Origin of the sequence: uncultured Paraglaciecola sp. (assembly GCF_963977085.1) — a bacterium.
Classification (GTDB): domain Bacteria; phylum Pseudomonadota; class Gammaproteobacteria; order Enterobacterales; family Alteromonadaceae; genus Paraglaciecola.
The window spans coordinates 76,346-94,624 of sequence record NZ_CAXBNC010000010.1; the positions used below are offsets into that span (position 1 = coordinate 76,346).

16 protein-coding genes are annotated in these 18,279 nt (G+C 41.9%); 6 read left to right on the forward strand and 10 right to left on the reverse strand.

Annotation, left to right across the window (positions count from 1 at the left end):
• Window positions 1-60: 60 nt before the first annotated feature.
• The 6 genes from AAC000_RS13190 to AAC000_RS13215 all read right to left on the reverse strand — a co-directional run bounded on the left by AAC000_RS13190 (window position 61) and on the right by AAC000_RS13215 (window position 5,978).
• Window positions 61-900, reverse strand: a complete 840-nt coding sequence (locus AAC000_RS13190) for a mechanosensitive ion channel domain-containing protein (RefSeq protein ID WP_339723256.1) — start codon at window positions 898-900, stop codon at window positions 61-63.
• Window positions 901-1,053: 153 nt separating this feature from the next.
• Window positions 1,054-1,587, reverse strand: a complete 534-nt coding sequence (locus tag AAC000_RS13195; protein ID WP_339723257.1) for a DUF2780 domain-containing protein — start codon at window positions 1,585-1,587, stop codon at window positions 1,054-1,056.
• Window positions 1,588-1,644: 57 nt separating this feature from the next.
• Window positions 1,645-2,082 carry an MOSC domain-containing protein gene (locus AAC000_RS13200; RefSeq protein ID WP_339723258.1) on the reverse strand — a complete coding sequence of 146 codons (438 nt, stop codon included), beginning with the start codon at window positions 2,080-2,082 and terminating at the stop codon, window positions 1,645-1,647.
• A gap of 12 nt (window positions 2,083-2,094) precedes the next feature.
• Window positions 2,095-3,456, reverse strand: coding sequence for an MATE family efflux transporter (locus tag AAC000_RS13205; protein WP_339723259.1), 1,362 nt, complete (start codon window positions 3,454-3,456; stop codon window positions 2,095-2,097).
• A 157-nt stretch (window positions 3,457-3,613) separates the two neighbouring features.
• A complete protein-coding gene (gene moeA / locus AAC000_RS13210; RefSeq protein WP_339723260.1) occupies window positions 3,614-4,849 on the reverse strand; it encodes a molybdopterin molybdotransferase MoeA in 1,236 nt (411 codons plus the stop codon).
• A gap of 268 nt (window positions 4,850-5,117) precedes the next feature.
• Window positions 5,118-5,978, reverse strand: a complete 861-nt coding sequence (locus AAC000_RS13215) for a TraB/GumN family protein (RefSeq protein ID WP_339723261.1) — start codon at window positions 5,976-5,978, stop codon at window positions 5,118-5,120.
• 398 nt (window positions 5,979-6,376) lie between these two features.
• On the opposite strand from AAC000_RS13215, the gene nirB reads away from it, so the two are divergent.
• The 5 genes from nirB (at window position 6,377) to AAC000_RS13240 (ending at window position 13,533) form a co-directional block, all read left to right on the forward strand.
• Window positions 6,377-8,947 (forward strand): nitrite reductase large subunit NirB, encoded by a 2,571-nt coding sequence (nirB, locus tag AAC000_RS13220; RefSeq protein ID WP_339723262.1) that lies wholly within the window; start codon window positions 6,377-6,379, stop codon window positions 8,945-8,947.
• A gap of 11 nt (window positions 8,948-8,958) precedes the next feature.
• A complete protein-coding gene (gene nirD, locus AAC000_RS13225) occupies window positions 8,959-9,306 on the forward strand; it encodes a nitrite reductase small subunit NirD (RefSeq protein ID WP_339723263.1) in 348 nt (115 codons plus the stop codon).
• Window positions 9,307-9,327: 21 nt separating this feature from the next.
• The gene (locus AAC000_RS13230; RefSeq protein WP_339723264.1) at window positions 9,328-12,063 is read left to right on the forward strand and encodes a nitrate reductase; all 2,736 of its coding nucleotides are present in this window, start codon (window positions 9,328-9,330) and stop codon (window positions 12,061-12,063) included.
• Complete coding sequence (cobA, locus tag AAC000_RS13235; protein WP_339723265.1) at window positions 12,060-12,995, forward strand: uroporphyrinogen-III C-methyltransferase; 936 nt, start codon at window positions 12,060-12,062, stop codon at window positions 12,993-12,995. Before AAC000_RS13230 ends, cobA begins: the two co-directional genes overlap by 4 nt.
• A gap of 283 nt (window positions 12,996-13,278) precedes the next feature.
• Window positions 13,279-13,533, forward strand: a complete 255-nt coding sequence (locus AAC000_RS13240) for a hypothetical protein (RefSeq protein WP_339723266.1) — start codon at window positions 13,279-13,281, stop codon at window positions 13,531-13,533.
• A 12-nt stretch (window positions 13,534-13,545) separates the two neighbouring features.
• On the opposite strand, the gene AAC000_RS13245 is transcribed toward AAC000_RS13240, so the two are convergent.
• Entirely contained in the window at window positions 13,546-13,812 is a 267-nt protein-coding gene (locus AAC000_RS13245) for a DUF4404 family protein (RefSeq protein WP_339723267.1), read from the reverse strand.
• A gap of 148 nt (window positions 13,813-13,960) precedes the next feature.
• Window positions 13,961-14,422 (reverse strand): cytochrome C, encoded by a 462-nt coding sequence (locus tag AAC000_RS13250; protein WP_339723268.1) that lies wholly within the window; start codon window positions 14,420-14,422, stop codon window positions 13,961-13,963.
• A gap of 582 nt (window positions 14,423-15,004) precedes the next feature.
• Here AAC000_RS13250 and AAC000_RS13255 point away from each other — a divergent pair.
• Complete coding sequence (locus AAC000_RS13255) at window positions 15,005-16,516, forward strand: acetyl-CoA hydrolase/transferase family protein (RefSeq protein ID WP_339723269.1); 1,512 nt, start codon at window positions 15,005-15,007, stop codon at window positions 16,514-16,516.
• 162 nt (window positions 16,517-16,678) lie between these two features.
• On the opposite strand, the gene AAC000_RS13260 is transcribed toward AAC000_RS13255, so the two are convergent.
• Window positions 16,679-17,929, reverse strand: coding sequence for an FAD-dependent oxidoreductase (locus tag AAC000_RS13260; RefSeq protein WP_339723270.1), 1,251 nt, complete (start codon window positions 17,927-17,929; stop codon window positions 16,679-16,681).
• A gap of 11 nt (window positions 17,930-17,940) precedes the next feature.
• The gene (locus AAC000_RS13265) at window positions 17,941-18,249 is read right to left on the reverse strand and encodes a 2Fe-2S iron-sulfur cluster-binding protein (RefSeq protein WP_339723271.1); all 309 of its coding nucleotides are present in this window, start codon (window positions 18,247-18,249) and stop codon (window positions 17,941-17,943) included.
• Window positions 18,250-18,279: the final 30 nt, after the last annotated feature.

Below are 18,279 nucleotides of genomic sequence, written 5' to 3' on the forward strand. Positions count from 1 at the left end.
GCGCAGTTCATGGTGATATGAATGCGCCTATTTCTTAATGCTTAAGGTTAAGGTGTTTTCTTAGTCTTGAGCACTTTGTTGGATCATATGAATATCCCGTTGTGGGAATGGGATAGTTAAACCTGCTTCTTCAACCGCAGCTTTAAGTGCTGGACGAATGTCAAAGTATAGAGCCCAATAATCATCGGTTTTTGCAAAAGCTCTGACTAAAAAGTCAACTGAGCTGCTGCCTAAATCGACGACTGCCACTACATTGCCTTCATCTTGCAATACTCTTGGATCCGCTTTTAATACGGCTTCCATCGCTGCTTTGCCTTTAGCAATGTCATCTGAGTATGAAATACCTATGGATATTTCCACTGCTCTAACGTCACTCGCAGTGTAATTAATGATGTTGCCGTTTGCTAAAGGTCCATTAGGCACAATAATGATGCGTTTATCGAAGGTCATAAAGGTAGTAACAAAAATACCAATATCCGTCACTACGCCTTCTAAACCTTGTGCGCCTACGTAATCACCTACTTTGAATGGTCGGAATATTAACACCATCACGCCACCAGCAAAATTAGACAGGCTGCCTTGCAGTGCTAAACCTACCGCTAAACCAGCGGCACCTAAAATAGCAATAAATGAAGTGGTTTGAATACCTATCATCGATGCTACGCTTATCACCAATAATACTTTTAGTATGACTTCAAAAATATTGGTTAGAAATTTTGCTAAGGTTTCGTCTGGTAAACCTTTCACTGCGCTACGTCTAACGCCATTACTCAATTTACCAATTACCCACAAGCCCACTACCAGTACAATTAAAGCGAGAATAAATTGGCTGCCGTATTCGGTGCCTAAGGTAATGACTTTGTCATAGAAGGTTTGTAATTGTGTTTCAACTGATTCCATTTTGTTTCCTTATATGTGAAATGAAAATTCCTAGCTACTAGGGTTGGTATAGTAGATTTCAACAAATGTTTTTAAGTTAGATCGTTTTTCTGAAGAATATCCGTCTAATGACTTAGTCATTAGACGGAATAATAAAGCTGAAACTAGTTAATATTATATGGCTAGTTTACTTAAACCCTGCATGAGTTGCTCTTTGATTTTTTTGCCTTCATCCGTGTCCAAATAAGCCTTAGCACTACTGATGACTTGGGTGATCATTTCAGGACTTAAGCCCAATGCTTCGAATTGTTTCTTTAATTCGTTCATTGCCTTTAACGACTCATTGTAGCTCGCGGCTTTGTCCATTAATCCACCTAAATCAGTTCCAGAGGCCATTTCACTGATGTCTGGTACTGAACCCAATAATGAATCAAGACCTGGAAGAGAGTCACTTAAACCGCTGAATTGTTCGGCTGAGATGTTACCTTTGGCATAATTAAAAATTGATGCCAAACTTCCTGTGGCTTGAGATTCATCAATCCCAACTGATTCGCTCACAGAGCTAATCATATCAGCAACATTAGGCATGGCCGCTGTTTCAGCTTCCATTCCAAACATGCTCTTAATAGAATCAAGCCAGCCTTCGGCATGACTCTGTGGTGAAAAGGCAAGGGCGGATACAACAATAAATAAATAAGATACTTTCATAAATAATTTCAACTTGGTTTGTTAATAACAGCGTCAATAGTAAACTTTTTTACACAATCAACCAAGGATTTTGATCTTGTCTCCCACTCTGATTCGTCCATCTGCAATGACTCTACAACACACACCTCCACGCCAATTTGGCTTAAGTGCTTGGGTCAGCCCTTGATGTTGGGCATCCATTCTTGGGCACGGGTCTGTCTCCCGAGTTATGAGTAAAATTAGCTGGCCAATTTTGATTTGTTTTCCTACCATGCTTGCATCAAAACTCACTCCTTCCACCAATAAGTTAGCTCGCCTCATTGTCCATGGAAGTTGGCTACCTACTTCATTGCAGGCAAGTTGCCATTGCTCAAAACTGAGTACTGTCACCTGACGTTTACCTGGTTTACCTCTAAAATCATCTTCAACGCCCGCTACCTTGCTTACCATTGTCTCAACCTTAGTTTGCATGGGGGTTTTTGATTGAGTGCGAAAAGCGATATCCAATAATTGCATGCTGGCTTCCTTTTAGACGCTGACCGTATCGGGCTGTACAATTTTGTTTTGAATATATTTAACTCGCAGTCCTAAAGTAACGGCTGCAGTGCTGAGGCCACAGATAAATCCTGTCCAAAAACCTGCAGCGGCCATTTGCGGCACTATCCAGTCGGTCAATCCTAAAATACAACCTATAGTCATGCCCACCCCCCAATAAGACACAAAACTTAAATAGAACATAGCGGTAGTATCTTTGTAACCGCGTAGGGCGGTGCCTGAGATGACTTGTATGGCGTCTGAAAATTGGAACATTGCGGCCAATAATAAAAGGCTTGAAGCCAACTCAATAACGGGAGGGTCGATGCTATATAACTTAGCAATAAATTCACGGCCCACTATAGTTAAAGTCGCAGTAAAAAAAGCGATGCTGATACCCAAAAAGTAAGCGCATTTTGTGGCGACTCTTGCCTGTTGCGGATCTTGTTCACCAAGCAAATGTCCAATACGAATACTGGTTGCCATACCAATACTTAATGGGATCATAAACATCAAGGCTGAAAAATTCAGTGCCACTTGATGGGATGCCACTACTATAGAGCCAAATGGTGCCAGTAAAATGGCCACAGCAGCAAACAATGTCACCTCAAATAAGATTGTCATTGCGATAGGCAAACCTAACTTCAGACATTCCAGCATATCTTGATAATGGGGGCGATAGAGTTTGCTATACAACTCATACTTAGCCAGCTTTTCGGATTTGAGGGTATACAACCAAGTCGCAATAAACATGGCAACAAACACTAATGCAGTGGCCACACCACAGCCTGCGCCACCCATTTCAGGCAAGCCAAACTTACCGTAAATAAGCACATAGTTTGCTGGAATATTCACCAATAGGCCGATACCCATAATCAACATACTAGGTTTAGTAATAGATAAACCTTCGCAGTAATTTCTGAGTGCTTGATATATAGCGAAAGCGGGCATCGAGTACAAAATATAGCGAATGTAATCGATAGTAATACGCCGCAGCTCTTGTTCCATTTGGATATACTGCATTAAAGGTTCAAATACTAAACCAAGTAACACCGCAAGGAATGAAAATGCCAAAGCTAGCCACACCATTTGCTGTGTATAGTTGGCGACTTTATCAATTTGTTTGGCGCCATTGAAGCGGGAAATGATGGCGGGTAACGCTAAGGTGATCCCTTGCAAAAATACAATAATGGGTATGGTAAAACCAAACCCTATAGCGACAGCTGCCATATCGGTTGCCGAATAGCGACCGGCCATAATAGTATCTGATACCCCCATCAAGGTTTGGGTAATCTGGGCCACCAGTAATGGCCAAGCCAAATGACAAATTGTTTTTAATTCTTTTTTAAAGGCCACAAAAATCTCTTTTTTTAAAAGAAGCTGGGAGTTGCTAGCTTCGAGCTGCGAGCTTCGAGCTGCGAGTTTAAAGATAAGCGCTAAAACTTTATCCAAATCGGCACTCGCACTTTACTTAGGTTTTTTAGTCTTTTATCAGTTGCTAGTTTCTCTTAACTTAAAACGGTTGTATGTTCACACTTTCACCCTCTTGAACATCGGCAGCGTCTTGCTCTAGCACCATATAACAATTCGCATTGGCGATAGAGCTCATAATGCCCGATCCTTGTTTGCCATTGGGTTTTACCCACAGCTCAGCATTTTCATCACGATAATATATGCCTCTTTGATAATCGGCACGTCCAGGTCGTTTACGGATCAGGCAAGCGGCTTTAGCGACAAAGTGTGGAGCAGGCAAATAGGTTTGGCCACTTAATTTTTGCAATACAGGTGTAACAAGTTGTTGAAATGTTACGTAAGACGAAACCGGATTACCGGGTAATCCACAAAACCAAGCATTACTCAGTTTACCAAAAGCAAAAGGTTTACCGGGCTTAATGGCGACTTTCCAAAAATTGATCGTGCCAAGTTCTGACAAAATATCTTTGACGTAGTCAGCTTCGCCCACCGACACTCCACCACAAGAAATCACTAAGTCACAGTTTTTGTCTGCTTGTCTAAAAGCGTCACGTAAACTGGGCTTGTCGTCTTTGACTATGCCTAAGTCAACGACGTCTACAGGGAAATCAGCCAACAAGGCATTTAAGGCAACGCGGTTACTTTCATAAATTGCACCTGATACTAATTTTTGTCCCGGTGGCGTGAGCTCATCCCCCGTGGCAATTAAGCCAACTTTTAACTTAGGTGTAACCCTAATCTGAGCCACACCTACAGATGCAATCAAGGCTAAATGCGCTGCTTTAAGCTGGGTGCCTTTTGTCACGACTATTTGAGAGCGCTGAATATCTTCCCCGGCTTGGCGTACACTGTTGCCTTTTGAAGGGAGTTGTTTGAATTCAATATTATTGCCATCGGCTAGGGTGTTTTCTTGCATGACGACGGCATTTGCACCTTTAGGAATAAGTGCACCCGTCATGATCCTGACACATTGCCCAGGCAAAAGAGTTTGCAAATAAGGTTGGCCAGCCAGAGCAGTACCGACCATTTTAAGACTGCGTTGTTTACTTAACTCTTGGTAATCCAAGGCATAGCCATCCATAGCAGAATTGTCTGCTGGCGGCACATCTATAGGTGAAATTATATCGTCGGCCAATACTCTACCTAGCCCTTCACTCAGGGCTAAGTTGTCTTTACCTTTTACTTGAGTAATTTGAGCCAACATTTTGGCAACGGCTTCTTTTATACTAATAAATGGAGAACCATTTGAGTTTGGACTGTCGCAGGTTTGGATCATTAACTTCAATACTGCCTTTAAAAAATGCGGATAATACTAAGGTGAATTTGATTCACTTACTATCGCAAAAAAGAATTAAAACCGATACCAATAGCTGATAAGTTTTCGCTGTTTTTATCAAATATTAGGTTGTAACTAAGATGTGTATTTTAGTGTGACGATGATCCTAGCTCTGGTACATTTGAATCCAAGTACTCAAGTGATGAATACTTTAAGAAAATAAAGAGCATGGGACAGTCAATTATTACGCTTAACTATCCCAATAGCATCATAATTTTTCGATTTTGTAGCCTTTTTCTTTGAGTTTGGCTAAGACACTATCTGGCCCAGAAAGGTGTAAAGCGCCAACTAAAATGAATTCAATAGGTTGGTCCTGCAACATTTTTACAATTTGTGGTATCCAATTGTTATTGCGTGTTACCAATAAATCTTGATAAATATCGGCATACTCTGCTTTAAAAGGCGTGATGCCTACATCGGCCATGCCTTGCATATCCCCAGACAACCAAGATTTATGTAACTTTCCTAACATCTCGGGCATTTTTTTAATATCTTTTAGGGTGTATTCGATCATCACATTAGGATCGTCACCGCCTAAATTAGCCATAAAAGACAGCTGTTGGTCAGGGGTTTCTAACCAGCCTTGTTGTTTGTTTTCGAGTTTCGCTTTATTCGCAAAAAACATGTCTACACCTTCACTGGTGTATCCCATAGCTTGTAGTTCAATAACCGACAGCGAAATTGCCAGAAAGCTAGGTTTGTGTGAGGCAAAAGCTTGCATAGGAAGATTTCTTGAAGACAAATGTATTGCTAGCGCTTTATAAGTATCGGGCTTTAAGACTTTATTGATAGTAGTGCCGTCACTGTACATCAATTTATTCATCATTTTTTGACCGAACTCTGGCGAACGAACTGTTTGCATATCAGTTTCAAAAATTATCTTATCCGATCCATCAAATGCCAAGTCATACTCTTTTGCCAATGGGTAGTCACTAGGCGTAAGAAAGTGAATAGTGCCACCAATATAAAGACTGTGCTGCTCGTTTGAGACTTTCCACACCGAAGCTGCTTGAAGTCCTAACGTAAATAATAGGCTGGTGCTCAATGAGAGCGCTTTTAGTAAAGTCATTTTGTTACTACTTCCTTTTAAAATATGGCATAGCGATTCTGGAGAATAGCCTTGCACTATCTATGAACGCAACAACATAAGGTTGTTTTTTAATGCCCTAACTTGGTGCTGCTGCATTGAATGGGAGCAATGTTTTTAGAATAGCCCAATTGCTCTATATCTAACTTGTTGAATTATAAGTAATTAATTATTGGCATTATTTATGTATAAGAGTGTGCACTAAGCAATCTTAATGGTTGTTAAATTTATTTCTCACCTTGTATGCAAAAAAGTATACAAGGTGACATGGCAAAGAAGCCCACGTATTCCTGTTTTGGAGTCGTGGGCTTTTTTTTGTGCTCAAGAAAATGCAGAGGTGACACATGTCGAACTTAATTAATGTACACAACGGGAATAACATGCGAATAGTAGTAGTAGGCAATGGCATGGTAGGCCATCATTTTGTTGACCAACTGATACAAGAAAACAATGCAGACAATGACACACAGTTAGATGTTGTGGTGTTGTCAGCAGAGCCAAGGCTGGCCTACGACCGTGTACATTTATCTGAGTACTTTTCTGGCAAAACAGCTGACGAGTTGGCGTTAACTACCCCAGAATATTATCAAGAGCACAATATTAAGTTCGCTTTAAATGCCAAGGTTGTTCATATCAACAAGATGGCCAAAACAGTCACAACCGAAGCAGGTGAAGTCTTTGAATATGACAAACTGGTGTTATCTACCGGTTCTTTTCCTTTTGTACCGCCTATTCCTGGGAACGATCAACCTCATTGTTTGGTATACCGTACCATTGAAGATCTAGAAAATATCAGCGCGTCATCCGCAGTCAGTAAAGTGGGCGTGGTGGTTGGTGGTGGCCTGTTAGGGTTAGAAGCCGCAAATGCGCTTAAAGAAGCTGGCTTACAAACTCATGTAGTTGAGTTTGCCCCGCAGTTAATGGCGGTGCAAGTAGATACCGGTGGTGGCCGGGTATTGCGCAGTAAAATTGAATCTCTTGGTGTACAAGTACATACCCAAAAAGCGACCCAAAGCATTGAGGCCGGTGAAACCTGTCGCTACAAAATGTGCTTTGCCGATGGTGAAGTATTAGAAACCGATATGATTTTGTTCTCGGCCGGCATTCGCCCTCAGGATGCCTTAGCCCGTGAATTTGACCTTGCCATAGGTGAACGTGGCGGCATAGTGGTGAACGATCACTGTTTGACCAGTGATGCTGATATCTACGCTATTGGTGAGTGTGCATTATGGAATAACTTTATTTTTGGTTTAGTAGCGCCTGGTTACACTATGGCCAGAGCCGCCGCCAGTCATATTCTTGGTGGTGATGTGACATTCCAAGGTGCGGATATGAGCACTAAATTAAAACTCATGGGTGTGGAAGTTGGTTCAATTGGTGATGCTCATGCACGAACCACGGGCGCACTATGTTACACCTATGAAAACCAACCACTAGAAGTGTACAAAAAGTTAGTGGTCGACGCAGAGCAGAAAAAATTATTGGGGGCTGTACTCATTGGGGATACCAGTGAGTACGATACTTTATTGCAATACGCACTAAATGATATTGAACTACCAGAACAGCCAGAAAGTTTAATTTTGCCAGCAGGTGCTGACGCAGCCCCTGCACTTGGCGCGGATGCATTGCCTGACACAGCTACCATTTGTTCATGCCATAACGTGTCCAAAGGCGACATCATTACAGCCTTCGACACCGGCAGTTGTAACTTAGCAGATATTAAATCTTGCACTAAAGCCAGCACAGGTTGTGGCGGTTGTACGGCATTGTTAAAAACAGTTGTAGATAGCGAACTAACTAAACGTGGTGTGGAAGTCAAAAAAGATATTTGCGAGCACTTTGCGTATTCACGGCAAGAAATGTTTCATCTTGTCAAAGTAGGCGGCATTAAAACTTTTGATGAATTATTAGAAAAGCATGGTAAAGGATTGGGATGTGAAATATGTAAACCTGTTTCGGCATCCATTTTGGCGTCTGTCTGGAATGACTTTGTACTCAAACCAGATCATGTGAGTTTGCAGGACACCAACGACACTTACCTAGGCAATATGCAAAAAGATGGCACTTATTCAGTCGTTCCTCGTATTGCTGGTGGCGAAATTACCCCAGATAAACTCATAGTCTTAGGGCAAGTAGCTAAAGATTATAAGCTGTATACCAAAATTACCGGTGGCCAGCGTATCGATTTATTTGGTGCTCGTGTTGAACAACTCCCCGCTATTTGGCAAACCCTCATCGAAGCGGGTTTTGAAACTGGACATGCCTATGCCAAGTCACTTAGAACCGTAAAGTCCTGTGTCGGCAGCACTTGGTGCCGTTACGGTGTACAAGATTCAGTCGGTCAGGCCATCGATTTAGAAAACCGCTACAAAGGTTTACGAGCACCACACAAAATCAAATTTGGTGTGTCGGGATGTACCCGTGAATGTGCCGAAGCACAAAGTAAAGACATAGGAATCATAGCAACAGAAAACGGCTGGAACTTATATGTGTGCGGTAATGGCGGCATGAAACCGCGCCACGGTGATTTGTTTGCCACCGACTTAGATACCGAAACTTTAGTTAAATACATTGACCGGGTGTTGATGTTTTATGTGAGAACAGGCGATCGCTTACAACGTACTTCGGTGTGGTTGGAAAATTTAGAAGGTGGCTTAGCCTATTTACAACAAGTCGTTATTGAAGACTCTCTCGGATTGTGTGAGGAGCTCGAAGCGCAAATGCAACATGTAGTAGATACCTATCAGTGCGAATGGAAAACCGCCATTGAAAACGAGCAGTCTCTGAAACGTTTCCGCCAGTTTGTTAATAGTGACAAATCTGATGTGAACATCGTCTTTGTAGAAGAGCGCGAACAAATTCGCCCCGCAACAGAAGTAGAAAGACAGCAATTTAGCCAAATACAAAGCACAGATTCGCAAGAAACTGAACTTGCCATAGAACTTGTTTAAGGAGACATATAATGAGTACTTCAAATAACTGGATAACAGTATGTAACGACACTGATTTAGTCGCCAACTCTGGGGTTTGCGCCCTGTTAAACGAGCGACAAATTGCATTGTTTAAGGTTAAGAGTGTTAATGGTGAACAGATTTTTGCTGTCAGTAACTGGGATCCGATTGGTAAAGCCAATGTGTTGTATCGAGGCTTATTGGGCTCTGTAGAAAATGTGAAAGTGATTATTTCTCCTCTATACAAGCAGCGCTATTGTTTAGATTCAGGCCAGTGTTTAGATGACGATGCCATTAAGTTAGTTGTTTACCCGGTGCGTATCGAGCAAAACCAAGTGCAGTTGCAGTTGGTTGACTAATTGATGCCTTCTAGTCGTCCCATGCATAAAAGTAACACAGGTCTTGCACCTTCTTTGCTTAACACCACTTGTCCATATTGCGGTGTGGGTTGTGGAGTAGAAGTGCAAATTTCTGAGGATAACAAGTTATCGGATTTAAAGGGGTGTAGTGATCATCCTGCTAATTTTGGACGTTTATGTGTAAAAGGTAATAAATTACTAGAGACTAACTCAGCCTCAGGTCGTTTACTTAGTCCCATGATTGCCGGTAAAAAAGCCAGCTGGGATGATGCCATTACTCAAGTGGCCAGTAAATTTAAGCAGCTAATAGCAGATCACGGACCTGATTCAGTGGCGTTTTATGTGTCTGGGCAATTGTTGACCGAAGACTACTACGTCGCCAATAAATTAATGAAGGGATACATAGGCAGTGCCAATATCGATACCAATTCGAGATTGTGCATGTCCTCTGCGGTGGCTGCTTATAAACGAGCCTTTGGAGCCGATGCAGTGCCCTGTTGTTATGAAGATTTAGAACAAACTGAGCTACTGATTTTAGTGGGTTCCAATGCTGCTTGGACACATCCCGTATTGTTTCAAAGAATCGAAAGGGCCAAAAAACTCAACCCCGATATGCAAGTGGTAACCATTGATCCTCGCAGAACCGCTACATCTGAACTTGCAGACATACACCTGGCGATCAAACCGGGTACTGATGTTGTTTTATTTAATGGATTATTGGCTTACCTAGCCAAACACCAGGCTTTAAACTCTGCATATATCACAGCCAATACCCAAGGTTTTGAACAAGTGATTGAGCATTGTGAGTCTTGGACTATAAGTCGCGTGGCTAAACAATGTGACATTAACGAATTAGAGTTACTGAGTTTTTATCGTTTATTTGCTCAAACCGATAAGGTAGTGACTGCTTATTGTATGGGCGTAAATCAGTCTAGTTCTGGTACAGATAAAGCCAATAGTATTATCAACAGTCACCTAGCTACGGGAAAAATAGGCCGTGAAGGGTGTGGGCCATTTTCATTAACGGGACAACCCAATGCTATGGGGGGCCGTGAAGTAGGTGGTTTAGCAAATATTTTGGCTTGCCATATGGATATTGAAAACCCAGAGCATAGGCAAACAGTGCAAACTTATTGGCAATCACCCACTATCGCTGATAAACCAGGCTTTAAAGCTGTGGATTTGTTTGAAAATATCAATTCAGGCAAGGTGAAAGCCGTTTGGGTCATGGCTACTAACCCTATGGTCAGTATGCCCAACAGACAAAAAATTGCTGATGCCCTCAAAAAATGTGAGTTGTTAGTGGTATCTGATTGTGTCGCTAAAAACGATACCCTCGACTATGCACACGTTGCATTACCTGCTACTGGTTGGTCAGAAAAAGATGGCACAGTCACCAATTCTGAGCGGCGCATTTCTCGTCAACGTGGTTTGTTAGCCGCCACGGGTGAAGCTAGACATGATTGGAAAATCATTTGTGACCTTGCCAAAGCGATGGGGTTTACTAGTGGTTTTAACTTTAATTCTCCCAGCGAGATATTTGCCGAGTATGCAGGTTTAACTCAATTTGATAATCATGGTAATCGCGACCTAGATTTGTCAGCACTGAGTGAACTCACAGAAACCCAATACAACCGTTTAAAACCTGTGCAGTGGCCGGTGAACAAATCAGCACCTTATGGTACAAAACGCTTATTTACAGACGGAAAGTTCTATACCCAAAACGGTAAAGCGCAGTTTGTAGTAACTGAGTTTAAAGCGCCACAGCAACTGACTAGCAAGGCATTTCCTTTTGTATTAAACAGTGGTCGAGTTCGCGACCAATGGCATACTATGACCCGCACGGGTAAAACATCTGAGTTAACATCACACGTTAGCCGTCCGTATTTAGCAATACACCCAAAAGACGCTGAATGTTTAAGTTTGCAAGATGAAGATTTAGTGAGTCTTAACGCTGCACATAGTGCTGATACGTCAAAGGTTTGTTTACCTGTTGTCATTGATGATAATCAACGCCAAGGTGAAGTCTTTGCGCCTATTCATTGGAGTGCTAGCAATGCTTCCAGTGCTAATATTACTAGTCTTTATACTGACGCTAACGACCAAATATCGGGCCAGCCTGAATTAAAACATGCAGCAGTTAAGCTTGATAAGATCACTTATCAACATTACGGGCAAATGTTTATCCAGCAAGATCTTAGTGTCGAACTATTAAGACAATATTTTGATTATTTTGTTACCAGCCCAGTAGAAAAAGGCCATTTAGTGTTTTTTGCTACGGATCAAGAACCAGCCAGCATTAAACAAAACCTGCAATTGCAATTACCTTTGTATGAAGAGTGGATTAGTGCTTCAAGTAGCGAGTTAAATAGCATCTGCGCCATGCGCCAAGGTGTGATGTCTTTGATACTGTTTATTTCACCTAGCAAGATCAAGGTTGATCCTAATTGGGTCAATAGTTTGCTTAACAGTGAAAATGTTACTCCTGAACAGCTCCATGGGTTACTCAATATGCAGCCTGATGAGCAGTTCAAACAAGGTAAATTAGTGTGTAGCTGCTTTAAGGTGGGTGAAAATACCATCATTGATGCCATAAAAGCGGGCTGCGATTCAGTAGACGGTTTAGGTCGTGAACTGCAGTGCGGCACTAATTGTGGCTCGTGTAAATCAGAGTTAAGCCAAATGGTTAAGGAATACAAACCGAAAAAACTCAATATTAAACAAGACCAATTAATTGCCTTGGAGGCAGTGTCATGAGTATTGATAAAATGTTCCCATTGGGATTTTCGAGACTACAGCAGTTTTTCTCGAGCCAAAAAAACCATTCAAATCAGCCATTTACGTTTTGGCTAAAGCAGTCTTTCAATGGCAGTTCTAATGCACAGCAGCCGAAGCGTTCTGACAAAGGCCAGGTGTATTTAATTGGCGCTGGGCCTGGTGATGCAGAGCTATTGACCTTAAAAGCACATCGTTTAATTCAACAAGCCGATGTGGTGATGTACGACTGGCTAGTGAATCCAGATATTATCGCTATGATCCCTCGTCATGTGGAACGGGTCTTTGTGGGTAAAAAATGTGGTCAGCACAGTATGCAACAAGCTGATATTTGTGAATTGATGGTAGAAGTGGCATCAAGCGGTAAAAATATCGTGCGTTTAAAAGGTGGTGATCCGGCTATTTTTGCACGAGCTGCTGAAGAATGTGACATTCTAGCCAAGCACCAAATCGACTTCGCCATAGTGCCGGGTATTACTGCTGCTTCTGGTGCGTCAGCTTATGCAGGGATCCCCCTTACGCATCGAGAGTGCGCTCAATCAGTACGATTTATCACTGCACACTTAAAATCAGCCACAGACGAACCTAATTGGCAAGCACTGGTGGCAGGCGCCAGTGCATCCCAGGGTGAAACTTTAGTGTTTTATATGGGATTAAAACGCATTGATACTATTATGCAGCGCCTTAAAACCCATGGTTTGCCTGCAAGTACAGCCGTTGCTGTGATTGACCAAGCGTCAACCACCCAACAACAAGTTTGTATAGGCACCCTAGATACTATTGCGCAACGGGTGACCGAGCAAAACTTCCAAGGCCCAGCAGTGACTATAGTGGGTGAGGTCGTCAATAAGCGCCACAGCGTTAACTTATCGCTGTTATCTCAATCAGTAAATGAATTAAGGGTTATCCCTTAATAGCACTTTACGCTCTTTGTTTTTGTTGGTGGTTTTATTACTCGCTAAAAGTGGTAAACGAATACTTTTACATGGTACTCACGTGCCTGACTCAAAACCCCTGTATTTATAATAAGGTTTATCACAATTAGGTTTTGCTATGGCCGAAAATGCTGAGCAAGCAGGCGTGGCACTAGAGACCTTCTGTTTTGCCTATATGCACTGGAGAATCAGAAGATACTTATGCCAATCATGCTGTTGAAGGTACCCTTAGTCTGCTACTGGTGTTAGTCAATAAAGTTGCTTGGACAGTAGCCTAGCAACAGGCAGACTCAATGTGGCTGGGCGTGATAAAACATGGCCGGTTACCTTACTTCAAGAGGATTTAGGGGCAGAAGTATTTGCAGTATTTGCTACTATCGGCAAACATCGGCAAACATTATGCCCATTAATGATAACAACCTTGTTGCATTTATTTTTAGGCATAGCGTCGCTATTTGGCCAGTATAGCGACGCCCGTCAGAGTGAATACTGCACCCTAATTTATGAAAAACACTGAAGTAACCTTTTCCTAAATACCCATATTACTCAGGGTCAGCATAATATTATTAAGAATTCCTGCTACTTTAGGATGATCTTGCTCAAAGGTTGTGACCATATTGTCCACTTGATCGGCTAAAGTTTGAGGTTTACCTGTCACCAACCTAGGTTCGGACAGTTGTTGCTCTATCTCTGCAATAAGACTTGCTAATCTGCGCTTATCATTATTTGATGCACTAAGATCATCAATCGCAATATTCAGTTCGTCTAAATACTCTCGAAGTTGCTGCCTTTCCACGTTAATCTCCTTAGCAAATTAATAGAATAATCATAACACTTATTAAAACTTTACCAATTATAAGAGATGATAAAGCCCATACCCCACTTAATAAATCTGACCAAAATACCTTTACTTTAATTAGTTTGCCACAAGCCAAAAGTCTGGGCTAATTAAAATGATATTGCCCATAGTGAGTATATTCATGAGGTTGCACTTCATATTGTCCCTGCAAAAAAGTGACCAAATCGACTAATTCAGTGACAGTCATAACATCATTAAATACCAGCATTTTTGATGTGCCATCGGGTTCAGTTACGTTAAGACTATAGCTGCGAGCAATATTGTGAGAGGGATTAATAATAGACGTCACTAAATCAGCATAGGTTTTAACGCGAGTCGCAGTCCCTCCAAGCTGGATTGGAGGTTCCATTTCTTTATTGCTTGAGTCGTATATAAACCCCTCAAGTTTATGGCAGGCTAGGCATTTGTATGACGTAAAAACTTTCTCGCCATTAACTGCATCCCCTTGTGGCAGGCTAAAGCCTCGTGGCGAATCTGCCCCAGAGTCACAGCCAAATAAGCTGAAAGTTAATATGAAGGGTAAAAATAAAATGGCTTTAGGGTTCATTTTTAGATGCTCTTGTTTAGTAAACAATACTGCTTACATTAAGCCGTATTGCCAAAAAATAAAGCGAGATCACCTAGCTTATTGACCCCGATCAAAACATCAGCACTTAGCCAGAAGTGATTAATTAATATATATAGGATTCAAAATTGTTAATAGTCTGGCAATTATTCATTGTGAATAAATGTGTCTAATGGCAAGCCGAAGCTAAAAAGCAAAGTGGCTTTTTAGGTTTATATTTAAACGGTATTTATACCCAACATCAAAAAAGAAAACTTCATCAAGGCGAGAGTCTTGCCTGGTGGTTAAATCCAAGTCAACATGGCCATCATGATTGAGCAACTATAACGCTGAATCGCGGTCAACTGATCGAGATCAATATATTACTTTATGGATTCAGTTAATCTGCAGCATGTTATGTCGATGCATCAAAATTCGCTTTTACAATGACGATATAATTTGTGGTTATCTGTGATTACAATCTGGTCGTTGTCACTTAGGAAATTACTGACAATAGAAAATATTAGTACCGGCTTATTTTTTTCTTCCAGTTCCTCATCATTATTTAAAACAGTTGGAGTTGTTATGTTCTCTCAGTCGCGAATGTTGTGCCCGCAATTGAAATCCAAAATCATGAATGCCAAACAGGCCGCAGAATTAATTCCACCAGGCGCTACTCTGGGAATGAGCGGTTTTACCGGTTCTGGACATCCTAAAGCTTTGCCAACTGAATTGGCCAAACGGATCCGTGAATTTCATCAAGCAGGCAAGGAATTTAAAATCAATCTATGGACGGGAGCTTCAACGGCACCAGAATTGGACGGTTTATTAGCTCAAGCTAAGGGTATCGGTACCCGGTTACCATTTCAGTCTGATCCTGATTGTCGAAAGCAGATTAATGAAGGACATATCAATTATTTGGATCTGCATTTATCGGAAGTGTCCCAATATGCCTGGTCCGGATTTTTAGGAAAGTTAAATATTGCGGTAATTGAAGTAACGGCTATCCATCAAGACGGCAGCTTGGTGCCTTCTTCTTCAATTGGCAATAACAAAACCTGGATTGAGCAAGCTGATAAAATCATTATAGAGCTCAATCATCAGCTTCCCATAGCTATTGAAGGCATGCACGACATTTATTACGGCACTGCTTTACCCCCTGAACGCAAGCCAATTATGATGACCAAAGCAGATGATCGTATTGGCGAAACGTTACTGCGCTGTCCACTAGAAAAAGTTATCGCTATTGTGGAAACCGCGGCGCTTGACCGTAATACTCCATTCAATTCACCGGATGATACTTCCCAGAAAATCGCCGCACACATATTAGATTTTTTTGATCGAGAAATAAAACTGGGGCGACTACCTAAAGAATTGTTACCGATCCAGTCGGGGGTCGGAAATATACCCAATGCGGTTTTGGAAGGGCCAAATGCAGGACCATACAAAAATCTGACCGCCTTTACTGAAGTGATCCAAGATGGCATGTTAACCATGTTGCGCTCAGGTACATTAAAAGCCGCTTCGGCTACGGCTTTTTCTCTTAGCCCGGATGCCATGGACGAATTTAACCGCAATATCGATTTCTATCACGACAAAATAATACTGCGCCAGCAAGATATCAGTAATCATCCTGAGCTGGTGCGCCGCTTAGGCGTGATTGCCATGAATGGCTTATTGGAAGCCGATATTTACGGTAATGTTAATTCTACCCATATTATGGGCACTAAAATGATGAATGGTATTGGTGGTGCGGGAGATTTTGCTCGAAACGGTTATCTATCGATATTTATGACACCCTCTACTGCAAAAAACGGCAGTATATCTGCCATTGTCCCAATGGTGTCACACGTCGATCAAACAGAGCATGACGTAAAAGTGATTGTGACAGAACAAGGTTTAGCCGATTTGCGTGGTTTGTCTCCCAAACAAAGGGCTCAATTGATTATTAAAAATTGTGCCCACCCAGATTATAAAGAAAGGTTAACGGATTATTTCGACCGCGCCTGTACTAGCGGCCGAGGAATGCATACTCCCCACTTATTGGAAGAATCACTTAGTTGGCATTTAAATTATGAAAAAACCGGCCAGATGTGAGTTAAAAAATTTTATCCAGCCAAGTCCGATTAACAGATATTGTGGTGAGTCTGGCCATTTTGGTTCGCAGTAAAAATAACCTTCTGAATAATGTAGCGTTATTTAACCATCAAGGCGGCAGCGTTAAAATGGGAGGGAAGAGTTCCCTCCCCAAATTCAGGGTTAAATAAGAGTATCAGGTTGCAAGTCGATACTGCTATCAGCCAGTTTATTTTGATCAATAACGGCACCGCTTTTAATTAACTTGGTGCCAATCACATAGGCTTTTGCATGGTTAACCGCATCCACTGACAGTAGACGTTCATTTTCAAAATACCAGACCGAGAATTTATGCACTGAATCCGCTTCTTTTCTCACTACAATTTTGTTGTAGCCAGTGGATAAACCCACCATTTGTAATTTGACATCGTATTGATCGGACCAAAACCACGGCAGGGTATCGTAGTTAATGTCTTTACCGCAGATAGAGGCCGCAGCTACTTTTGCTTGGTCAACCGCATTTTGTACCGATTCCAATCGAATAAAACGGTCGTAATGGGGATTGTGATGATAACTGCAATCGCCAATAGCATAGATATTTGCGGCACTGGTAAGGGTCTGGCCGTCTACTACAATACCGTTGTCGATATCGATACCAGCTTTTTCGGCTAATTCGGTATTAACCCGAATACCGACACCGACCACAATAATATCTGCCGGATATTCACTGCCATCTTTACAAATGACCACATTGCTTTGGTTGATTGTTTGAATGCTGGATACGTCTTTACTGGTAAATATATCTACACCATGGTCGCTGTGTAATTGTTGAAAAAACGTTGACATTAACGGTGCTGTAACCCTCGCCAGAATGCGTTCCTCACGTTCTAACACGGTAACGCTAGCGCCTAACTTTTTAAGTGACGCCGCGGTTTCCAGACCAATATAACCCCCACCAATAATCACTACACGTTTAGTTGGACTATTTTCCATGGCAACACGAATATAATTCACATCTGCGGCAGTACGTAAGGGGTAAAGTTGATGGGCGCTGTCGATACCTTCAATAGGTGGAATAAAAGGTCGTGCACCAGTGGCAATAATGAGTTTACTGTAGCTGTAAGTTTGTCCGTCATCTATTTTAATAGTCTGACTATTGGCATCTATGCCATTGACACTGACGCCTAGATATAAATCTATATCGCTTTTTTGATAGCTGATTTGGGCTTTTAGCAGATTTTTGTCAATACCGTCATCACTAGTCAGATAAGCCTTAGACAAAGGTGGTCGGTGATAGGGTAGGGTAGGATCAGCGTCAAACACTTTAATCGCGCCTTGCCAACCCTCCTTACGTAGTGCAAAGGCGGCATTAACACCAGCATGGCTGGCACCGATGATGATGCAACAATCGTTTTGTCTATTCACCTCAGACATGATGTTAACCTCTAGTTGGCAACAGTTAAAATTACGCCATCGAGCTCATCGCTGATCTCGATTTGGCAGCAAAGGCGGCTGTATTCGTTGGCATTGTCATCCAGCTCTAACATGTCTTTTTCGATTTCACTGGCTTCACCGGTTTTGAGCATTTGTTCAGGTTTAACGTGTACATGACATGTGGCGCAGGAGCATACGCCACCACAATCGCCATCGATGCCGGCTACGCCGTTTTCTACAGCCAACGCCATAAGTGAGCCAGACTGGCCTTCGAGTTCAATGGTTTCGTTGTCTTGGGTAATAAAAGTAATTTTTGCCATTATGGTGTGCCTTAATTAGTTCTGATTTAA